This window comes from Pseudoalteromonas sp. EB27 (genome assembly GCF_001974875.1).
Lineage (GTDB): Bacteria > Pseudomonadota > Gammaproteobacteria > Enterobacterales > Alteromonadaceae > Pseudoalteromonas.
The window spans coordinates 23,884-41,485 of the sequence record NZ_MTQD01000021.1; the positions used below are offsets into that span (position 1 = coordinate 23,884).

The window sequence follows — 17,602 nt, forward strand, 5'->3', positions numbered from 1 at the left end:
ACCAAATTGTTTAATCAACACTTAGTAAACGCTCAGCTGTATATTCGTTAGTAATTAATCCACTGATCATGTTTGACCTTACTGCGCCCAAAATGGCAAACACTTTTTCTTCACCAGCAGCTATCGCATAAATCTGTTTGTTAGCATTTGTTTTTAATGGCGTACTTGCTACGCGCTGATTAACTGTGCAATCTAAAAGCTTACCGTTTTTATCAAACACCCAACTAATCATTTCACCAACGGCACCAAGATCTTGCAACTCTTTAAGTTCTTGCGCATCAATAAAACCATCTATATGTAATGGCGACTTTTCACCTAAGCTACCAATACCCACAAATGTTACATCGGCATCTTTAGCGAGTTTTAAATTACCGGTAATATTTTGTTGTGCATGTAACTGTTCTTTTTCTTCAATACTTCTTGGTAAAACTGGTAATGGCATTGGGTAATGTTTTGCATTGGTGTGTTCGGCCATTCTTACTACAACATCATAAGGTGAAGCCGATCCATCTAAAGCCATATTACCTAGCATTGCTACAATTTTATGTTGCGGACAATCAACGGTTCTAAGCTCATCGACACATGCACGTAAAACTCGACCGGTTCCCATAGCAAGTACTTTGGGTTGTTCTGATTTTAAATGGCGTTCTATTTCTGCCGCGCCAGCTTGAGCCAATCCTAATGTAGATGATGGTTCAGACGGATCACTCGGTACAACTTCACACGAATCTAACCCAAAACGGCTTTTTAATTTTTCGGCCAAATCCATACATTTAGCAATCGGGTGGTCAAGTCTAACTTTAATTAATCCTTGGCTAACAGATAGTGCGACCATTCTTTGTGCAGATTGACGCGATATATTTAGCTTTTTAGCAATTTCATCTTGTGTGTTACCGCCAACATAATATAACCACCCTGCTCTTGCTGCATCATCTAGCTTTCTAATTTCTGTATTTGATAGCTTTACCACGTAAACCTCTTAAAATAGAAGGAAAACCAAGTCCTTATTTTCATTACATAATTTTAATTATATGTGCTGCTATATAAATTATTTTATTAATTTTGGAGCATCTATTTATCAATAACGTTTTTGTTATTTATAATTGTAAATATACCATCCCTTAATAAAAAATACCTAGGTTTCATAGGATTATGTAATTAGAATTTAGTTAATAGCACCCTTATAAAGGTGCTATTTAAGGTAATTAAAAATAGGCTTTAGCGAATTGTTAAACCGTTATTATCAAACTTTAATACTTTATCAGCCGGTGCGCTTAGGTAAATACTGTCGCCATATTTTAATGGGCAATCACCATCTGCTTTTACTGTTACGGTCCCTTTGCCTTCAATATTTATATGTAAAAAGCTCTCCGAACCTAAATGCTCAATTACACCTACAGTTCCAGCCCAAGTACCTTGCTCAGTAGAGAGTGTTATATGCTCTGGTCGAATACCAATACAGCTAACATTCGCATCTTCATTTTGTGGAGCATCTATAAAATTCATTTTTGGCGAACCTATAAAACCAGCTACAAATTTGTTTACAGGGTTTTTATAAAGCTCTAAAGGTGTGCCTACTTGTTCAATAATACCGGCATTAAATACCGCGATTCTATCTGCCATTGTCATGGCTTCAACCTGATCGTGCGTAACATAAATCATTGTTGTGACTAAACTTTTATGTAATTCAGATATTTCTAAACGCATATTTACACGTAATGACGCATCAAGATTCGAAAGCGGTTCATCAAACAAAAAGGCTGAAGGCTGACGTACAATTGCGCGCCCTATTGCTACGCGCTGACGTTGACCGCCCGATAATTGCCCAGGCTTTCGATCTAAATAATCGGTCAAATTAAGAATTTTAGCAGCGTTAGCAATTTTACTCTCAATTTCTGCAGGGCTTACCTTGGCTCTTTTTAAAGGAAAAGCAATATTGTTACGCACGGTCATATGCGGGTATAACGCATATGATTGAAACACCATTGCCAAGCCTCTTTTTGCCGGCGGTGTTTTTGTGGCATCTATACCATCGATTTCTATATTACCACTGGTGGTATCTTCAAGACCTGCGATCATACGAAGTAATGTAGATTTACCACAGCCCGATGGCCCAACAAAAACGATGAATTCACCGTCTTTAATTTCTAAGTCGAGCGGTTTAATTACGTTTACTTCATCAAAGTTTTTAGTGACTTGTTTTAGTGTGATGCTGCCCATGTGTATTCTCCTATTTTACTGCGCCGAAACTTAATCCACGCACTAATTGTTTTTGACTAAACCAACCAAGTATTAAAATTGGCACAATGGCCATGGCAGATGCTGCCGATAACTTAGCGTAAAATAACCCCTCAGGGCTTGAGTAACTGGCAATAAATGCCGTTAAAGGTGCAGCATTTGCAGCGGTTAAAATAAGTGTCCAAAACGCTTCGTTCCACGACAAAATAACATTGAGTAATAGCGTTGAGGCTATACCTGGTAAGGCTATTGGCAATAAAACATGGAATATTTCTTCACCAATTGTTGCGCCATCCATACGAGAAGCTTCAAGTATTTCGTTTGGTATTTCTCTAAAGTAGGTGTAAAGCATCCATACCATTATTGGTAAGTTAATGAGTGTCATTACAATAACCAAACCTAATTTTGTATCGAGTAATGCAAAGTCGCGAAACAATAAATAGATAGGAATAAGTACGCCTACTGGTGGTAACATTTTGGTTGAAAGCATCCACATTAATAAGTGCTTTGTTTTTTTAGTTTGCACAAACGCCATAGACCACGCAGCAGGTACCGCAATTAATAACCCCAGTAAACTTGAACCTAGTGATATAACTACAGAGTTCCAAAAATGGTTAAAGTATGGCGAGCGCGACAGTACATCGCGGTAATTTTCGAGCGTCCAATCAAACGCATATAAGCTTGGGCTTGCTGAAATTGCTTCGGCTTCCGTTTTAAAACTGGTGATTAACGTCCATAAAATTGGAAAGAAAATCATGCCGCTTATTGTCCATGCAGCAATGGTATAAATTAGTTTGGAACGACGGCTATCTTTTATAGTCATAATTAACCCTCCAAGTTTTTGCCAATTAAGCGCATTAAAAATATAGCGACTATATTTGCAATAATAACTGCAACTATGCCCCCTGCCGAACCGCCGCCTACATCAAACTGAAGTAGCGATTGCGTATAAATTAAGTACGTTATATTGGTTGACGAATAACCAGGACCGCCACTGGTTGTAACTAATATTTCAGCAAAAATTGACAGTAAAAATATAGTTTCGATTAAAATTACAGCGGTTACCGCACGTGATAAATGCGGTAAAACGATGTAGAAGAACTTACTAAATGGGCCAGCTCCGTCTAAATCAGCCGCTTCTAATTGTTCACGGTCGAGTGATTGTATTGCTGTTAGCAGTATTAAAGCTGCAAATGGTAACCACTGCCAAGACACAATTATGATGATTGAAAATAACGGCATTTGAGCAAAAAAGTCGATAGGTTCAAAGCCAAGCCAAATAGCAAAGTGTGCAAATAAGCCATTAACTGGGTTCATTAGCATGTTTTTCCATACCAATGCCGACACAGTTGGCATTACAAAAAATGGGGCTAGTACCATAATGCGAACGTAGTTTCGCCCCCATATTGCTTGGTCTAGTAAAATAGCTAAGCCAATACCACCACAAATAGTGATAAGTAAAACCCCAGTTACTAGGTAGAGCGTGTTAAAAAATGATTCAAAAAAAGCCGGATCAGTTAGGAAAAATTCATAGTTTAAAAAGCCTACAAACTCTTTATCCCCTGGAACGAGTAAGTTGTAATCAATAAAAGAAAAATACAGTGTCATACACAGCGGAACTATCATCCAAGCAAGTAATAAAATTACACTTGGAAGAAGCATAAACCGAGCAAGCGTGCGCGAGTTAGTTGTTGCCATAAAGGTGACCTTAAAAAAGCCAATTCTATTTACTTGTTAACTATCAAGTGAAAATCAGAAACCCTTGATAGCGTTTATAACTAACAAGTAAATAGAATTGACATAAAATATTGGGTAAGTTTGAGTACTTACCCGCCCATTACATGCTATTTAGGATAGCGAGCTTTACGCATTGTTCGCTCAACAAGGTGCTGAGACGTACTAAGCGCTTGCTTAACGGTCATTTGGCCAGTTAATGCTGCTGAAAATTGTTGCCCAACAGCTGTACCAATTCCTTGAAACTCAGGAATAGCAACAAACTGAATACCTACATAAGGCACCGGTTTAACGGTTGGATTTTTAGGATCTGCAGATTGGATAGAATCTAAGGTAATTTGCGCAAACGGTGCTGCGTCCATGTACTTTTGATTACTGTAAAGTGATTTACGTGTACCTGGCGGTACTTTTGCCCAACCTTTTTTGTCAGCTACAAGTTGAGTGTATTCTTTTGATGTCGCCCAGCTAATAAATTTCATTGCGGCATCTGGTTTTTTGCTGCTTGCCGGTACGGCTAAAGTCCAAGACCATAACCAGTTACCGCGTTTACCTAGACCATTATCTGGCGCAAGTGCAAACCCTACTTTATCGGCAACTTCTGAGTCTTTTTTATTAGTAACAAATGCGCCTGCAACGGTTGCATCAATCCAAATACCACATTTTCCGGTTTGGAATAGTGCAAGATTTTCGTTAAACCCGTTTGCAGATGAACCAGCAGGTCCCGACTCTTTCATTACATCGACATAATACTGAAGGGTATTTTCCCACTCTGGGGTATTAAACTGTGGCTTCCAATTCTCATCAAACCAACGAGCACCAAACGAATTAGCCATTGATGTAATAAGCGCAACGTTTTCGCCCCAACCTGCTTTACCACGTAAACAAAGGCCGTAAACACCTTCTTTTTTATCTGTCATCGCTTTAGCAGCTTTGCGTATAAAGTCCCATGTTGGGGCTTTAGGCATTGTCAGCCCCGCTTTATCCATTAAATCGGTGCGGTACATAACCATTGAGCTTTCGCCATAAAATGGGGCAGCATAAAGTTTGTCGTTAATCGTCAAACCGCTTCGGATTGCTGGGATTAAATCGTCTAAATCGTAGTTTTCACCTAAATTGTCCAGCTCTTTTAACCAATTTTGTTTGCCCCAAATTGGTACTTCATAAGTACCTATGGTCATAACATCGTATTGGCCGCCTTTTGTTGCTACATCGGTTGTGACACGTTGGCGAAGAATGTTTTCTTCTAGGGTGACCCATTTTAGATCTATATCAGGGTTTTGGCTGGTAAAGTCACTGCTTAATTCTTTCATGGTGATCATGTCACCGTTGTTAACAGTCGCTATTGTAATTGTTTCTTTTGCCGCAGCGCCCATGCTTATGAAGCCACACGCGAGCATAATTAATTTATTTTTCATCGGGTATTCCCCATACACGTTATGTTTTAACAAGTGCTATTAAATTTTAATCTATTGCCAATTCTATTTATGGCAGTTTTAAAACATAAAACTGCCCGCAAAGTGCCTTTTTAGGTTCTTTGTACAAATAGTTAGACTAGTCGGTTAACGACTTAAAATTTAACAGAGATCTCAGAAGTGAAGCCGTCAAATCCTTTACCGATTTGGCCGCCCGAATTAACACCTTCTTCTTGGTTAACATACTCAACTTTTAAAAGCGTTTTATCGTTAAACCAGTAACCTGCAGCTACTTGAATACGCTCTACTGTGTTGTCTGTTTGTTCAATTAAGTCGGAAGTGTTTTCGGCTTCTGCATAACGAGCCGCTACATATAGTTTTTTAGGGATTAAATATTGTTGTGCTTCAAACACGAAGTACTCAACCGATGAGTCACCTTCTATTACACTGTTTGAATCAAAAGTAGTGCCGTTTTCATCAGCTATGCCATTAGTACCAAAGTAGGTAATACCGGCAACTGCATTACCAGCTGCATCTGCGAAAGTATAATCATCAGATGATTTACCAATCATAAAAATTAAGCTAGTTTCGTCAGATGGTTGATAAGCTAAATTTAACTGGATAATTGATTGCTCAAGGCCAGGCATGGCGCCAACATGTGTGTCACGCTCGTTTGAAGGTGACGCTGAGAAATTGTAGTTTTCACCATCGCCGAAGCGATAGTTTGTTGTGGTTACACCATCAAGGCTGGCTACACCATTTTCAAAACGTAACTGGTCGCCTTGATTCGCTTTTAATAAATTTAAGCCTGCTTTAAAACCACCTTCAAATTCTAGAGTACCTTGAAGTCGGTAATTGTAACCTCTGTCTTCTTGAAACGCTTCACCGAAACTAGAAGTCGTAATGTGACCTGTAACATTATAAGCACGTACGACACCACTATCGAATGTTTCGCTATAGCTTAGCTGTGCGCCGTTTTCTGCGGTTGCGTAATCGGTAATACCATTACCAATAAGTGCATTACTTTGGTTATCTGCGCCGTCTTGAAAACCTTTAAATTGAAAAGGTGAGCCACCAATGTTACCTAAACGCAGTGTTAAATTAGCGCTTTCTTTTGGTGTGCCATAAAGACCTAGTAAATCAAACTCAACACCTGCGAAATCGTTGTGAAATGAAAAGTCACGATCTTCGCCACCAAAGTCATTAGGCTCTTCTGCAATATCTATATCGGCAGTGATGAACTCGTTAATATGAAATTTAAGCATTAGATTAGCTCTAATACGGCCAAAACCTGATTCTTGTTCTTCATCTTCTGGACGAAATGCGCCGTCTTTAGCTTGAATTGACTGAAAGTTTTGCATTAGTAAAAAGTCTACGTCAACGCGATCTAAATATTCAGAAATATCAGCCTGTGCTGGTGCTGATGTAGCCATAGCTGCCGCTATGAGAGAAATTGCAAATTTAGTCTTTTTATTATTCAACATAATAAGCTCTTTATTTAGTGTGGTGTGTGATGCCAACTTTATTAAATTACATATGCATTTAATGAAATTGGTATTAATTCAGTGTGTATAGATGAGGCTATTTGAGCAAAACATTAAACAATTAATGAAGTTGCACTTGTGAGCATAAGCCCATCTAGTGAGCATAATCACAGAATGAATTTGGAAGGTCAACGATTTTTTATTACAAAACGTTTACAAAAAAACGAATTTATATGTAAATATCTTTGAATCAATAAGTTAAGTAGCAAATTTGTTACATCAAACTTTGAGGAAATAAGGTGTTGGGTTAACGAATTTATTGTAGATGCGTCATTATTGTTCAATACAATTAATGTATATATAAGTTAGTAGAAGATATAAAAGCAGGTAATCCTTTAAAAATAGGCTGTTGGGCAAACCTATAAACAGTTTATTTATTAGTGTTTTTTAAGTAACGTTCTTGAGCTTATGATGGGGTTAGCTTAGTATTAAAGCACTTAGATGTATTCAAAATAGAAGTAACCTACATATGGAATTTGTTCGCCCGCTAGAGCCCATCCTCATTATTGATGACGTTAAGGAAATTCGTGATTATCTAAACCAAATTTTAACTGACTTAGGGTTTGAAGATATATTAGAAAGCGCTGATTTTAGCTCTGCTAAATCTATTATGGACAATAAACCGCCAGGCGTAATATTTGTAGATGTCGATTTACCTGACTCTAACGGTGAAGATATATTGGAATACATTAATAGTGCTTACCCACACACTCATGTTGTTATGTGTTCGGGCCACAATAGTCTCGAAAACGTACAAAACACGTGGGAAATGGGTGCTAAAGGCTTTATTGCAAAACCCTTTAACACAAAAAAAGTCGACACTGTAATGAAGCGTCTTGAAATAATAGAATAATAATAAGGTTAGCATGCATAGTACTGTTACTGCGATTATAGAAGATCTTTCGACTGTTATATTTGGTAAACAACAGCAAATAAAACTGGCACTTACATGCTTATTTAGCGAAGGGCATTTACTCATTGAAGATTTGCCTGGTATGGGAAAAACCACTCTCTCTCATGCATTGTCAGCTGTATTAGGTTTATCATATCAACGTATACAATTTACTAGTGATCTTCTTCCTGCTGATATTCTTGGGACTAATGTATTTAACTCTACCGAGCATAGCTTTACGTTTCATAAAGGCCCTATTTTTAGCCAAGTAGTTTTAGCAGATGAAATAAACCGCGCAGGCCCCAAAACACAAAGTGCGTTGCTTGAAGCAATGGAAGAGCAACAAGTAACAGTAGATGGAAAAAAATATACGCTGCCAAATCCATTTTTTGTTATCGCAACACAAAACCCGCTGTATCAATCGGGTACTTATCCGTTACCCGAGTCACAATTAGACCGTTTTTTAATGCGCATAAGCTTGGGGTTTCCTCCTAAAGATGCCGAAAAACGCTTAATTTTGAATATGCAAAAACGAGATTATAGCCAATTACCACAGCGTATTAACCAACAAGAGTTAGCGGCAATTCAAACCCAGATAAGCCAAATTACTTTAAGTAGTCCAGTAGTTGACTACGTTATTGAACTCGTTAATTACACACGCACAAGCAATGCGTTTGCTGCATCGTTATCACCTCGTGCCAGTATGGCTCTCGCTAAAGCGGCTAGGTCGTGGGCCTTTATTGATGGCCGTGACTTTGTAATGCCAGAAGATGTTCAAGCCGTATTTTCAAGTGTGTGTCAGCATCGATTAGGTTTACATAATGAGTCAGGTGAGGCGCAAGTAAACGATATTTTAAAAAACGTTTTAGTTCCGGTATAAGCTTTTATGCCAAAAAAAACAGCTAAGCGCCCTTCTTTATTTAAGTCATTTAAGCAAAGTTTATTTAATAAGTTATTAAAAAATAAGCATTTAAAAAACTCAATTACACTTGAACACAGAACAATTTATGTATTGCCATCATCCCTTGGTTGGTACTTTGTAATTGTGGCTATTTTAAACTTTGTAATGGGCATTAATTATCAAAATAATTTAATTTTAATAATGTCTTATCTTATGTTTGTGGTTATGATTATTGCTGTATTAATGGGCTACAGTAACGCTAAAGGCTTAACAGTTAAATTTAAAGATGCATTTAACAGCTACGCTCCTCAGAAACCGAGTATTGTATTTGAATTACAAAGTCCTACAGTTACCCAATCTATTAATTTAACATATCAAGGTAGTGAGCAAACTCACAAATATACCGACGAAGTTGATAATAAACCTCAGATACTCACTCTTTGCTTACCCTACAGCTCACGCGGTAAATACACAGTGCAACGTATTAAAATAGCGAGTAACTATCCATTTGGTTTAATAACTGTTTGGAGCTACATTCAATTACAGACAGATGTATTTGTATACCCGTCGCTTGAACAAGTACACAGTGATGCGCATGTTTCTATGCTAGATGAGCAAGCCGATAAAGGTATTTCTACACAATCGGGTAGCGAAGAGTTTGAGGCACTCATCCCACACTTGCCGGAAATGGGCTTGCAAAGAGTGTCGTGGAAGCATTACGCAAAAACACAGCAATTGTTAGTTAAAGAGTTTGTAGACTTTAAAATAGCGAATGCGCTCTTCGATTTTACGTTAATGAATGGAGATACAGAGCAGCGCTTAAGTCAGTTATGCTTTTTAGTGTGTGAAGCAACCGAGAAAAACACCCCTTTTATGTTAAAGCTACCGAGTAAAACGATAAACACAAATACCGGACAGCAGCATAAGCAGCAATGTTTAGCGTTATTATGTTCATATAATGGTGGTGTTTAATGAGCATAATTAAAAACGAAAAAGTAATAAATTTTTCACTGTCTTTTATATATGCCTGTTTGATTGTATTTTTTATAGCGCATTTACCCCTTGTTTTTGTTGGTGTACTTGCACTTATTTGTGCATGGAACTTTTACATAACGCTGAGTAATAAACCAAAGCCAAATGCTTGGCTGGCAAACATACTCGCAGGTGTGTCACTAGTTTTAATGCTCTACACCATAGGCATGTCGGATACGGTTATTTTATTTGTGGCCATGCTGCTACTTGCTAGTTTATTTAAGCTGCTGCAGGCTAAAACCAAAAAACACTATCATGTAATTACAACGCTTACATTTTTTTCACTCTCATCTGTGTATTTATTCAACCAAAGCATTTTAACGACTTTAACTGTAAGTGGTTTATACATATTAAACTTTGCAGTACTTGGCTTACTCGAGTCCAAACATAATTTAAAAATAGCCTCTAAGCAAAGTGGTAAATTGCTACTTTTAGCGCTTCCTTTAGCTATATTTTTACTGCTTTTTTTACCCAAAATGCCCGCCTTTTGGCAACTTCCTGGACCTAAGCTTGCAAAAACAGGGCTTTCTGAACAAGTCGATCCATTCGATATCGCAAAGCTTTCAAACTCAGATGAACTTGTCTTTAGAGCTGAATTTAACGAAGAAAAACCTGTAGCGCCTTATTATTGGCGAGCAATCGTCCATGATGAATTTAATGGCAATGCGTGGCTTACGTCTGACTTTTTAAAATATAATAACTTAAAAGCAAATACGCAGAGCAAAAATGATGAGCAACTTATTGCAAGCTACTCAGTTATTACAGAGCCTGCTACACAAAAGTGGCTTTATGGTTTAGCGTATTCCAGTAGTAACTCACAAAATGTTGAAGGTAATTCGCTAGGTTTATTGCGAAAAAAAAACCGACAAGCTAAAAGCTTACAATACGATGTAAATAGCTTTAACTTTGTAACTTTACCGCTTGGCGAATTTGAAGAAAAACGCTACAAATACCTAACCCATAAAAAGAATATAAAAACATCATCACTTGCTAAAAACTTAAAGCAAAAAACACACTCTGACCGCGATTTTTACAATAGCTTATTACAATACTTTGCAGGTACGGGATTTACTTACACGCTAACTCCTACACCTATGAGCGGCGATAATACAATTGACCAATTTTTATTTGATAATAAACGAGGTTTTTGTGGTCATTATGCAAGCGCTGCTGCGTACATTTTTAGAACCGCAGGTATACCCGCTCGATTAGTAAGTGGTTATTTAGGTGGTGAATTAAATCAAGATAATAATACGCTCACTGTTCGCCAGTACGACGCACACGCATGGGTAGAAGTATATTTACAAAACGAGGGTTGGGTTATTTTTGATGCAACCGCTGTTGTAGCACCAGAGCGTTTAAATGGCTCACTTTCTCAAAACCAAGAGCTGAATAACGAATTTAAAAGTAATCTTGATTTTGGTTTAGTGAGTTTAAGTAATTTCCCTGCTATTAATTGGTTAAGGTTGGAACTTGAAAATCTCGATTATCAATGGTCTAGCTGGGTACTTGGTTTTGATGAAGAAAAACAAAATGATTTTTTAAAATCAATTTTTGGTAGTAAAAACATTTGGCTTGTACCGTTAATAGTTTTATTAACAGCTGGTTTTTGTTTTGTCGGTTATTTTGTTTATTTAAACTTACCAAAACGTCCGGCTAAATTAGCGCCTATGGTTAAAGAGTTCTATGAAATAAAAGCATGGGCGAAAAAACAAAAAATAAATACACCCGATAATTTAACACCTAGTCAGCAGTTACATTTTTTTGCTGAGCAACTTCCTCATTCTGCACAATCTATAAACACATTTAGCCAGTTATTTAACCAAGTACGCTATGGTAAAAAACCTTTTACGAAAGAGCGTAAAACTCAGGCTAAAGATCTGATAAAATTAATTAAAATTTCCAAATAGAGAATACTATGAATGCTGTTGTTATAGGCGTTATTTTAATGCTCGGGCTATCTCTGGCTCGCGTTAACGTCATTGTTGCCATGATCATAAGTGCTTTAGTTGCTGGTTTAACCGCAGGCTTGGGTATAAAAGAAAGTGTTGATGCATTTAATTCTGGCCTTTCTGCCGGAGCTGAAATTGCACTAAGTTATGCCATGCTTGGTGCGTTTGCCGTTGCTATTTCTAAGTCGGGTTTAACACGCATTCTCGCTGATAAGTTACTTGCTAAAGTAAATGCTAAAGGCAGCGGGAATGAAACATTTTTAAGTTACTTCATTTTATTAATTATTTTAGGTTGTGCGATTTCTTCGCAAAACTTAGTACCTGTACACATAGCGTTTATTCCTATTTTAATTCCACCGTTACTCGTTGTTTTTAATCAGCTAAGGTTAGACAGGCGTGCTATAGCATGTATTTTAACATTTGGATTAGCAACCTCTTATATGGTTCTGCCTTATGGCTTTGGGGGTATTTACTTATATTCTATTTTGCATAAAAACCTGGTCGATAACGGCTTAGACATTGTAAATACACAAGTCCCTATGGCGATGATTATTCCTGCATTGGGTATGTTTATTGGATTACTTATTGCGGTATTTATTACCTACAAAAAACGTCGTGAATACACAGAGCTCCCATTAACAACTGTGAGTAAATCTGCTGATGTCGAAAAGCCTAAAAAAGTGATGATTGTAGGACTTTGCGCTGTGTTAGCCTCACTTGTTGCACAAAACCTAAGTGGCTCAATGATTTTAGGTGGTCTAGTAGGTGTAATGATATTTAGTGTATTTGGTGTAGTTAAGTGGGAAGAAAACGGCGACGTATTTAGTAAAGGCGTTGCGATGATGGCGATGATTGGTTTTATTATGATATCGGCACAAGGCTTTGCATCGGTTATGCAAGCTACTGGCGATGTAGCGAGCTTAGTACACAGTGGAGCCGCCCTTTTTGATGGTAATAAACCCCTTGCTGCAGGTGTTATTTTGTTAGTTGGTTTATTAATTACAATGGGAATTGGTAGTTCGTTTTCAACAGTGCCTATTATTGCAACGTTGTTTGTACCTCTATGTTTAGACCTTGGCTTTTCTGTTATGGCTACCGCTGCACTTGTTGGTACTGCGGGCGCTTTAGGTGATGCCGGATCTCCTGCTTCAGACTCAACGCTTGGCCCAACCTCAGGTTTAAATGCCGATGGTCAGCACGACCATATTAGAGACTCTGTTATTCCAACGTTTATTCACTTTAACATTCCGCTGCTGATATTTGGCTGGATTGCAGCAATGGTGCTTTAATACCAACCTGCATAAATCTTTGATCAATTTAACGAATTAAATTGCACTATAACGTCGTTAAAAGTTTTTTATTTACGACTGCATGGATGCAGGAGGTAGAGCAATTGCCGAGAACAACTAGATATAAAAACTTTTGCCTAGCGTAATTTTCTTAACGTTAAATAGACCCCATATATAAGCAGATTGGTATAAGTAGTATTCATGTAAGTATTAAAACATTTAATTAAAAGCTGAAGATAACCAAAAAGGTATGTTAAAAGCATACCTTTTTAGTATCCAAATCCAACAACTCTCCCCCCTATCAATCCCACCAGTTTGATTACTTTTTTTAGTTAATATTAACTCTGTTGTTGAGGTTATATTTAATAATCATTAAGTATGATGTGTTCTTTGTGGGTTTTTATATAAGCACCAACTAAGGTGCTCATATAACTTTACTCTATCTTGTATTTAAAGCTTTAAATTAGTCAAAACCATAAATCATTTTATCGCATACTACCGGTGTTGGTCTGTGGTTATCATCAACTGCAACAAACGTAAAGCTACCACTAATGGCTGAGTGCTTATCGTCTCTGTGCATAGTTTCTAAGAGTATATCTACATCAACTTTTAAGCTTGTGTTACCTACATGCACTACTTTAGCTATTAACTCTGCAAACGTACCTGCTGGTATCGCTTCTTTAAAATCAACTCTATCAGAGGATATAGTAACCAAAGGCTTACGACAAAAACGAGTCGCCGCTATAAATGCAACTTCATCCATCCACGCCAGTGCATCACCACCAAATAATGTATTGTGATGATTGGTGCGCCCTGGAAACACTGTTTTAGTTACCGATGTGGTTGAGTCTTCAATACGCTGAGCAATTATTGCATCGCGATTTACGTCAGTCATAATCTCTACTTTTTGTTTGCTAATGTATCTTGCATTAATAATGCAGGATCAAGGCGTTCGCCTTTCCAGTTAAAACGCCAATCTAGGTGAGGACCCGTTACACGCCCTGTTGCACCAATTTCAGCCACTTTGTTGCCTTGCGTTATTGTGTCACCCACTTTTACATTAAGCTTACTTAAATGAATGTAAGTTGAGGTAATACCATGACCATGATCAATAATTAATGTACCGCCTGAGTAATATAAATCAGGTTCGGCATATACCACTGTGCCACTAATTGGAGCATAAACAGGAGAGCCTGTTTTATTAGCTATGTCTAAGCCAAAGTGTGGGCGACGAGGCTCGCCATTAAAATAACGTTGGCTGCCATAAACACCCGATATACGTCCTTCTGCAGGCTTTAACACAGGGTCTAAAAAGTACAGTAAATCAGAGTCAACTTCTCTCGCTTTACGAACAGCAACAGCTTCGCGGCTTATACGTGCACTGACTTCTTTTGGCGGAGATACATACTTTTTAGCTACACCAGTAATTTTATCAATTTTGTACTCGCGCTTAGTAATAGCTATCGATTGTGAATGCGATTTACCATTGTTATCTACCCATTTTAAAGTATGAGTAGTATCAGCGTCACGACCAAAACCAAATACAAAATCACCATTTGGCGAAAGCTTTAAGCTTTTGCCATCTAAACTTACTGATTTAGCGTTTTCTAGCTTACCTGTAACTAAACCGCCTTGTGTTAAATGCCCTTTTAACTCAAGCGCCATAGCACTAAAGCTAGCAGAAGCGACAAGCGCTGTTGCTATAAGTGTTTTAAACATAACTAATCGATCCTTTTCCAACCCCTTCATAAGCGGTAACTTTTACTGCTTTTTCTGGGTATTGGGCTTTAATTTGGCCAGCTACATGTTCAGCAATACATTCTACAGTGGTGTCTACTGGTAAAATGTCACAACGAGACTCGCTTATAGCCATTTCAAAATAGCCTTGTGCCGATGTGTAAGCAAAACATACATCATCCGCTTTGGCTGTTAGGTGTTTTAAATCAGGTGCGTTAATTTGATCTTCACTAGTGGCTAAGTAAATATCTTCCCACTTTTGAGACCATTCTTTTTGCAAGCGCGGCATAGAGATGCCGTCTAGGCTAATACCAATTTGAGAACGATGCCCATGAATAATACGTTGGCAATTACCGTCATGCTTTTTAAGGCCATGGCTGTAATGATAGTAAAAGCTCTGGCTGTGCTCAGGCTTAAGAGACAACTCAATTTTTTCTATGTTATCTGGTAGCTTTGGTAAAATAGTCGCAATTAAAAATTCAGTTACCGATTCAACAGTGACTTCGTTTGCGTTAATCATGCAATAAGCTTGATGAGGAGCACTCATAGCCAAGTGGTTGTTTTCACCAAATGTACAGTCGAGTGTTTTATGCTCGTCAAATTCAGATACAGTGCCATTAAGGCCCGTAGGAATTGCTAATCGGTGATCAATACACTCATCTATAATGCCTTTAATTTGCTTTTTAACTAAACCAAAGTCTAAAACCATAGACTCTTCGTTAAGTTTACCGTGCAAAGTTAAATCAACAATCCAGCTCTCGCCAACGGCGCCGCGTTTGTTACATAAGTAAGAAAAATCAATCACAGTTAGTGAGTTAACAAAAAGGATCATAAACTTCCTTTAGACTGGTTATAAGACAGTGCCAATTATAATGATTTCTGATTGTAATTGCGCGGTTTTATAGTGCAAAAACCAATCGCGCTGATTGATTGGTGATTTAATATGCAATATTTTGATTTTTTAACTGCTCCGAGTTGTTTAGCGTACAAGTGTACGCTAAAGTACTTGGCAATTTCTAAGCGAAGATAAGTGTTATGGAACCTAAAAATAGCTATACAAAAGAAGATTTGATCCTTTGCGGTCAAGGTGAAATGTTTGGTGAAGGCAACTGCCGTTTACCAAGTGACAACATGTTAATGATGGACCGCATTACCTCTATTACCGCTGATGGCGGAATTCATGGTAAAGGCGAGATTGTTGCTGAGCTTGATATTGACCCTAGCCTTTGGTTTTTCGATTGCCATTTTAAAGGCGACCCAGTAATGCCAGGTTGTTTAGGCTTAGATGCTATGTGGCAACTAGTTGGTTTTTACTTAGGTTGGTCTGGTGGCCCTGGTCTTGGCCGCGCGCTAGGTGTGGGTGAAGTTAAATTTACTGGCCAAATTTTACCAACTAATAAAAAAGTAACTTACCGCCTTGTAATGAAACGCGTAATTAAACGTAAATTGTTTATGGGCGTTGCTGACGGCACTGTAGAAGTAGATGGCCGAGTAATCTACGAAGCAAAAGATTTAAAAGTGGGCTTGTTCCAAGACACTAGCGCATTTTAATTTTTAAACGCACAAACAAAAAGGCCTCCAATGTGGAGGCCTTTTTGCTTAAATTCGATTATTGATTTTAGGTTTTGTACATGTTGCGGTTTTCAATCGCTTCACGCCAACCCCCTAACCACTCTGATTTTGGATCTACTTGTTGATAAGGGCATAGCTCTTTTGAGCGGCCTGCTAAACCTGCTTTAAAACCTTGAGAATGAGCTCTTTCTAAACGATCTCTTTTCTGTCTCTTCATCGGTAATATCCTCACCTTTTTATTTATATATTGTGTAGCATTAGTGAAATCTACATTTAATGAATAGTTAATAAAAATGTAAAATTCAAATCGTAAAAGCAATTAAATTGTTTGACTTTAACTAAGCTGCTGATGCAAAAATGAATTAACATTTAAAAAAGTAAGTGGTCATACAACATTTAATTTGACCGGTTTTATGCTAAATAAAATGCGACTCAATAATCGCTAAAATGTACTTAAGTACATAAATTACGACCTGAGTAATTTAACTAAGTTCCAAGCAAAAATGTAATCGTGACACTTTTATTTCAGTTATTATTACTCGCCTAATTTAAACTATTTTTAAACAATTTAAATTTACACTTGATTATTTAAAGTCGATCGGTCTAATATATACCTATGAACAAAAATACATCAACACCAATACGCCGTGGTCGCCCACCTAAAATAGCCAGAGAGAACGCCGATACAAAAGCGTTACTTATTCGCACGGGCCTAGAAACACTAACCGAATTTGGTTTTAGCGCCACAGGCCTCGATACTATTTTAAAAAAAGCCGCTGTACCTAAAGGCTCTTTTTATCATTACTTTAAAAGTAAAGAAGCCTACGGTATTGCGTTAGTTGATGCATACGACAATTATTTTATTGCCAAGCTTACCTATTACTTACAGCAAGAAGATGTTCCCCCACTGGAGCGAATCGTTAATTTTACCCAAAGCGCAATTAAGGGGATGAAAAAATACGATTACAAACGTGGCTGCTTAGTCGGTAACTTAAACCAAGAGCTTAATCATTTAAGTGAAGAGTTTAAAACCAGATTAATGCAAAGCTACACCGCTTGGCAAAACCATGTAGAAGTTTGCTTAAACCAAGCTAAGCAGCAAGGCACTATTGCAAGCCATGTAAACACAAAATTAATGAGTGAGTACTTTTGGATTGGTTGGGAAGGTGCTGTTATGCGCGCCAAGCTCACTAAATCAAATACCCCACTTACTTTGTATACAGAAATGTTTTTACGCGCATTATTAACCTAATGCGTTTTTACTTACCAATTAAAAGACGATCGGTCTAAAAGGATATC

Annotated in this window: 17 protein-coding genes; 7 read left to right on the plus strand and 10 right to left on the minus strand. The window is 37.7% G+C overall.

The annotated features are described in order from the left end of the window. Positions 1–10 precede the first annotated feature (10 nt). The 6 genes from BW142_RS19145 to BW142_RS19170 all read right to left on the minus strand — a co-directional run bounded on the left by BW142_RS19145 (position 11) and on the right by BW142_RS19170 (position 6,868). On the minus strand, positions 11–970 hold the full coding sequence (locus BW142_RS19145; RefSeq protein WP_076925987.1) for a sugar-binding transcriptional regulator: 960 nt from the start codon (positions 968–970) through the stop codon (positions 11–13). A 248-nt stretch (positions 971–1,218) separates the two neighbouring features. After that, positions 1,219–2,220 carry an ABC transporter ATP-binding protein gene (locus BW142_RS19150; RefSeq protein ID WP_076925988.1) on the minus strand — a complete coding sequence of 334 codons (1,002 nt, stop codon included), beginning with the start codon at positions 2,218–2,220 and terminating at the stop codon, positions 1,219–1,221. 10 nt (positions 2,221–2,230) lie between these two features. Further along, positions 2,231–3,061 carry a carbohydrate ABC transporter permease gene (locus BW142_RS19155; RefSeq protein ID WP_002960878.1) on the minus strand — a complete coding sequence of 277 codons (831 nt, stop codon included), beginning with the start codon at positions 3,059–3,061 and terminating at the stop codon, positions 2,231–2,233. A 2-nt stretch (positions 3,062–3,063) separates the two neighbouring features. Next, positions 3,064–3,936 carry a sugar ABC transporter permease gene (locus tag BW142_RS19160; RefSeq protein WP_002960879.1) on the minus strand — a complete coding sequence of 291 codons (873 nt, stop codon included), beginning with the start codon at positions 3,934–3,936 and terminating at the stop codon, positions 3,064–3,066. 146 nt (positions 3,937–4,082) lie between these two features. Next, the gene (locus BW142_RS19165) at positions 4,083–5,387 is read right to left on the minus strand and encodes a sugar ABC transporter substrate-binding protein (protein WP_076925990.1); all 1,305 of its coding nucleotides are present in this window, start codon (positions 5,385–5,387) and stop codon (positions 4,083–4,085) included. Positions 5,388–5,539: 152 nt separating this feature from the next. Then, a complete protein-coding gene (locus BW142_RS19170) occupies positions 5,540–6,868 on the minus strand; it encodes a hypothetical protein (protein ID WP_076925991.1) in 1,329 nt (442 codons plus the stop codon). Positions 6,869–7,397: 529 nt separating this feature from the next. Between BW142_RS19170 and BW142_RS19175 the strand changes: the two genes are divergently transcribed. The 5 genes from BW142_RS19175 to BW142_RS19195 are packed head-to-tail and all read left to right on the plus strand — an operon-like array spanning position 7,398 to position 12,994. After that, on the plus strand, positions 7,398–7,781 hold the full coding sequence (locus tag BW142_RS19175; RefSeq protein ID WP_076925993.1) for a response regulator: 384 nt from the start codon (positions 7,398–7,400) through the stop codon (positions 7,779–7,781). 13 nt (positions 7,782–7,794) lie between these two features. After that, entirely contained in the window at positions 7,795–8,700 is a 906-nt protein-coding gene (locus BW142_RS19180) for a MoxR family ATPase (protein ID WP_076925994.1), read from the plus strand. Between the two features lie 6 nt (positions 8,701–8,706). Next, positions 8,707–9,693, plus strand: coding sequence for a DUF58 domain-containing protein (locus BW142_RS19185; protein WP_076925996.1), 987 nt, complete (start codon positions 8,707–8,709; stop codon positions 9,691–9,693). Continuing rightward, complete coding sequence (locus tag BW142_RS19190; protein ID WP_076925997.1) at positions 9,693–11,663, plus strand: DUF3488 and transglutaminase-like domain-containing protein; 1,971 nt, start codon at positions 9,693–9,695, stop codon at positions 11,661–11,663. The genes BW142_RS19185 and BW142_RS19190 overlap by 1 nt, the downstream gene beginning before the upstream one ends. Before the next feature lie 8 nt (positions 11,664–11,671). After that, positions 11,672–12,994, plus strand: coding sequence for a Na+/H+ antiporter family protein (locus tag BW142_RS19195; protein WP_076925998.1), 1,323 nt, complete (start codon positions 11,672–11,674; stop codon positions 12,992–12,994). A 463-nt stretch (positions 12,995–13,457) separates the two neighbouring features. Here the strand turns inward: BW142_RS19195 and BW142_RS19200 are convergent, their stop codons facing one another. Genes BW142_RS19200 through BW142_RS19210 form a run of 3 tightly spaced genes read right to left on the minus strand, consistent with a single transcriptional unit; the run spans position 13,458 to position 15,563 of the window. Beyond that, a complete protein-coding gene (locus tag BW142_RS19200; RefSeq protein ID WP_007582749.1) occupies positions 13,458–13,889 on the minus strand; it encodes an acyl-CoA thioesterase in 432 nt (143 codons plus the stop codon). A gap of 5 nt (positions 13,890–13,894) precedes the next feature. Next, complete coding sequence (locus BW142_RS19205) at positions 13,895–14,713, minus strand: M23 family metallopeptidase (RefSeq protein WP_024597966.1); 819 nt, start codon at positions 14,711–14,713, stop codon at positions 13,895–13,897. Continuing rightward, entirely contained in the window at positions 14,706–15,563 is an 858-nt protein-coding gene (locus BW142_RS19210) for a 6-carboxytetrahydropterin synthase (protein ID WP_024597965.1), read from the minus strand. The genes BW142_RS19205 and BW142_RS19210 overlap by 8 nt, the downstream gene beginning before the upstream one ends. A gap of 203 nt (positions 15,564–15,766) precedes the next feature. Between BW142_RS19210 and fabA the strand changes: the two genes are divergently transcribed. Then, on the plus strand, positions 15,767–16,282 hold the full coding sequence (gene fabA, locus BW142_RS19215; RefSeq protein ID WP_007582756.1) for a bifunctional 3-hydroxydecanoyl-ACP dehydratase/trans-2-decenoyl-ACP isomerase: 516 nt from the start codon (positions 15,767–15,769) through the stop codon (positions 16,280–16,282). A 67-nt stretch (positions 16,283–16,349) separates the two neighbouring features. Here fabA and rmf read toward each other — a convergent pair whose 3' ends face one another. Further along, positions 16,350–16,520: a ribosome modulation factor gene (rmf, locus tag BW142_RS19220; protein ID WP_002960897.1), complete on the minus strand. Its 171-nt coding sequence runs from the start codon at positions 16,518–16,520 to the stop codon at positions 16,350–16,352. 399 nt (positions 16,521–16,919) lie between these two features. Here rmf and BW142_RS19225 point away from each other — a divergent pair, with 399 nt between their 5' ends. Continuing rightward, the gene (locus tag BW142_RS19225) at positions 16,920–17,555 is read left to right on the plus strand and encodes a TetR/AcrR family transcriptional regulator (protein ID WP_024597964.1); all 636 of its coding nucleotides are present in this window, start codon (positions 16,920–16,922) and stop codon (positions 17,553–17,555) included. Positions 17,556–17,602: the final 47 nt, after the last annotated feature.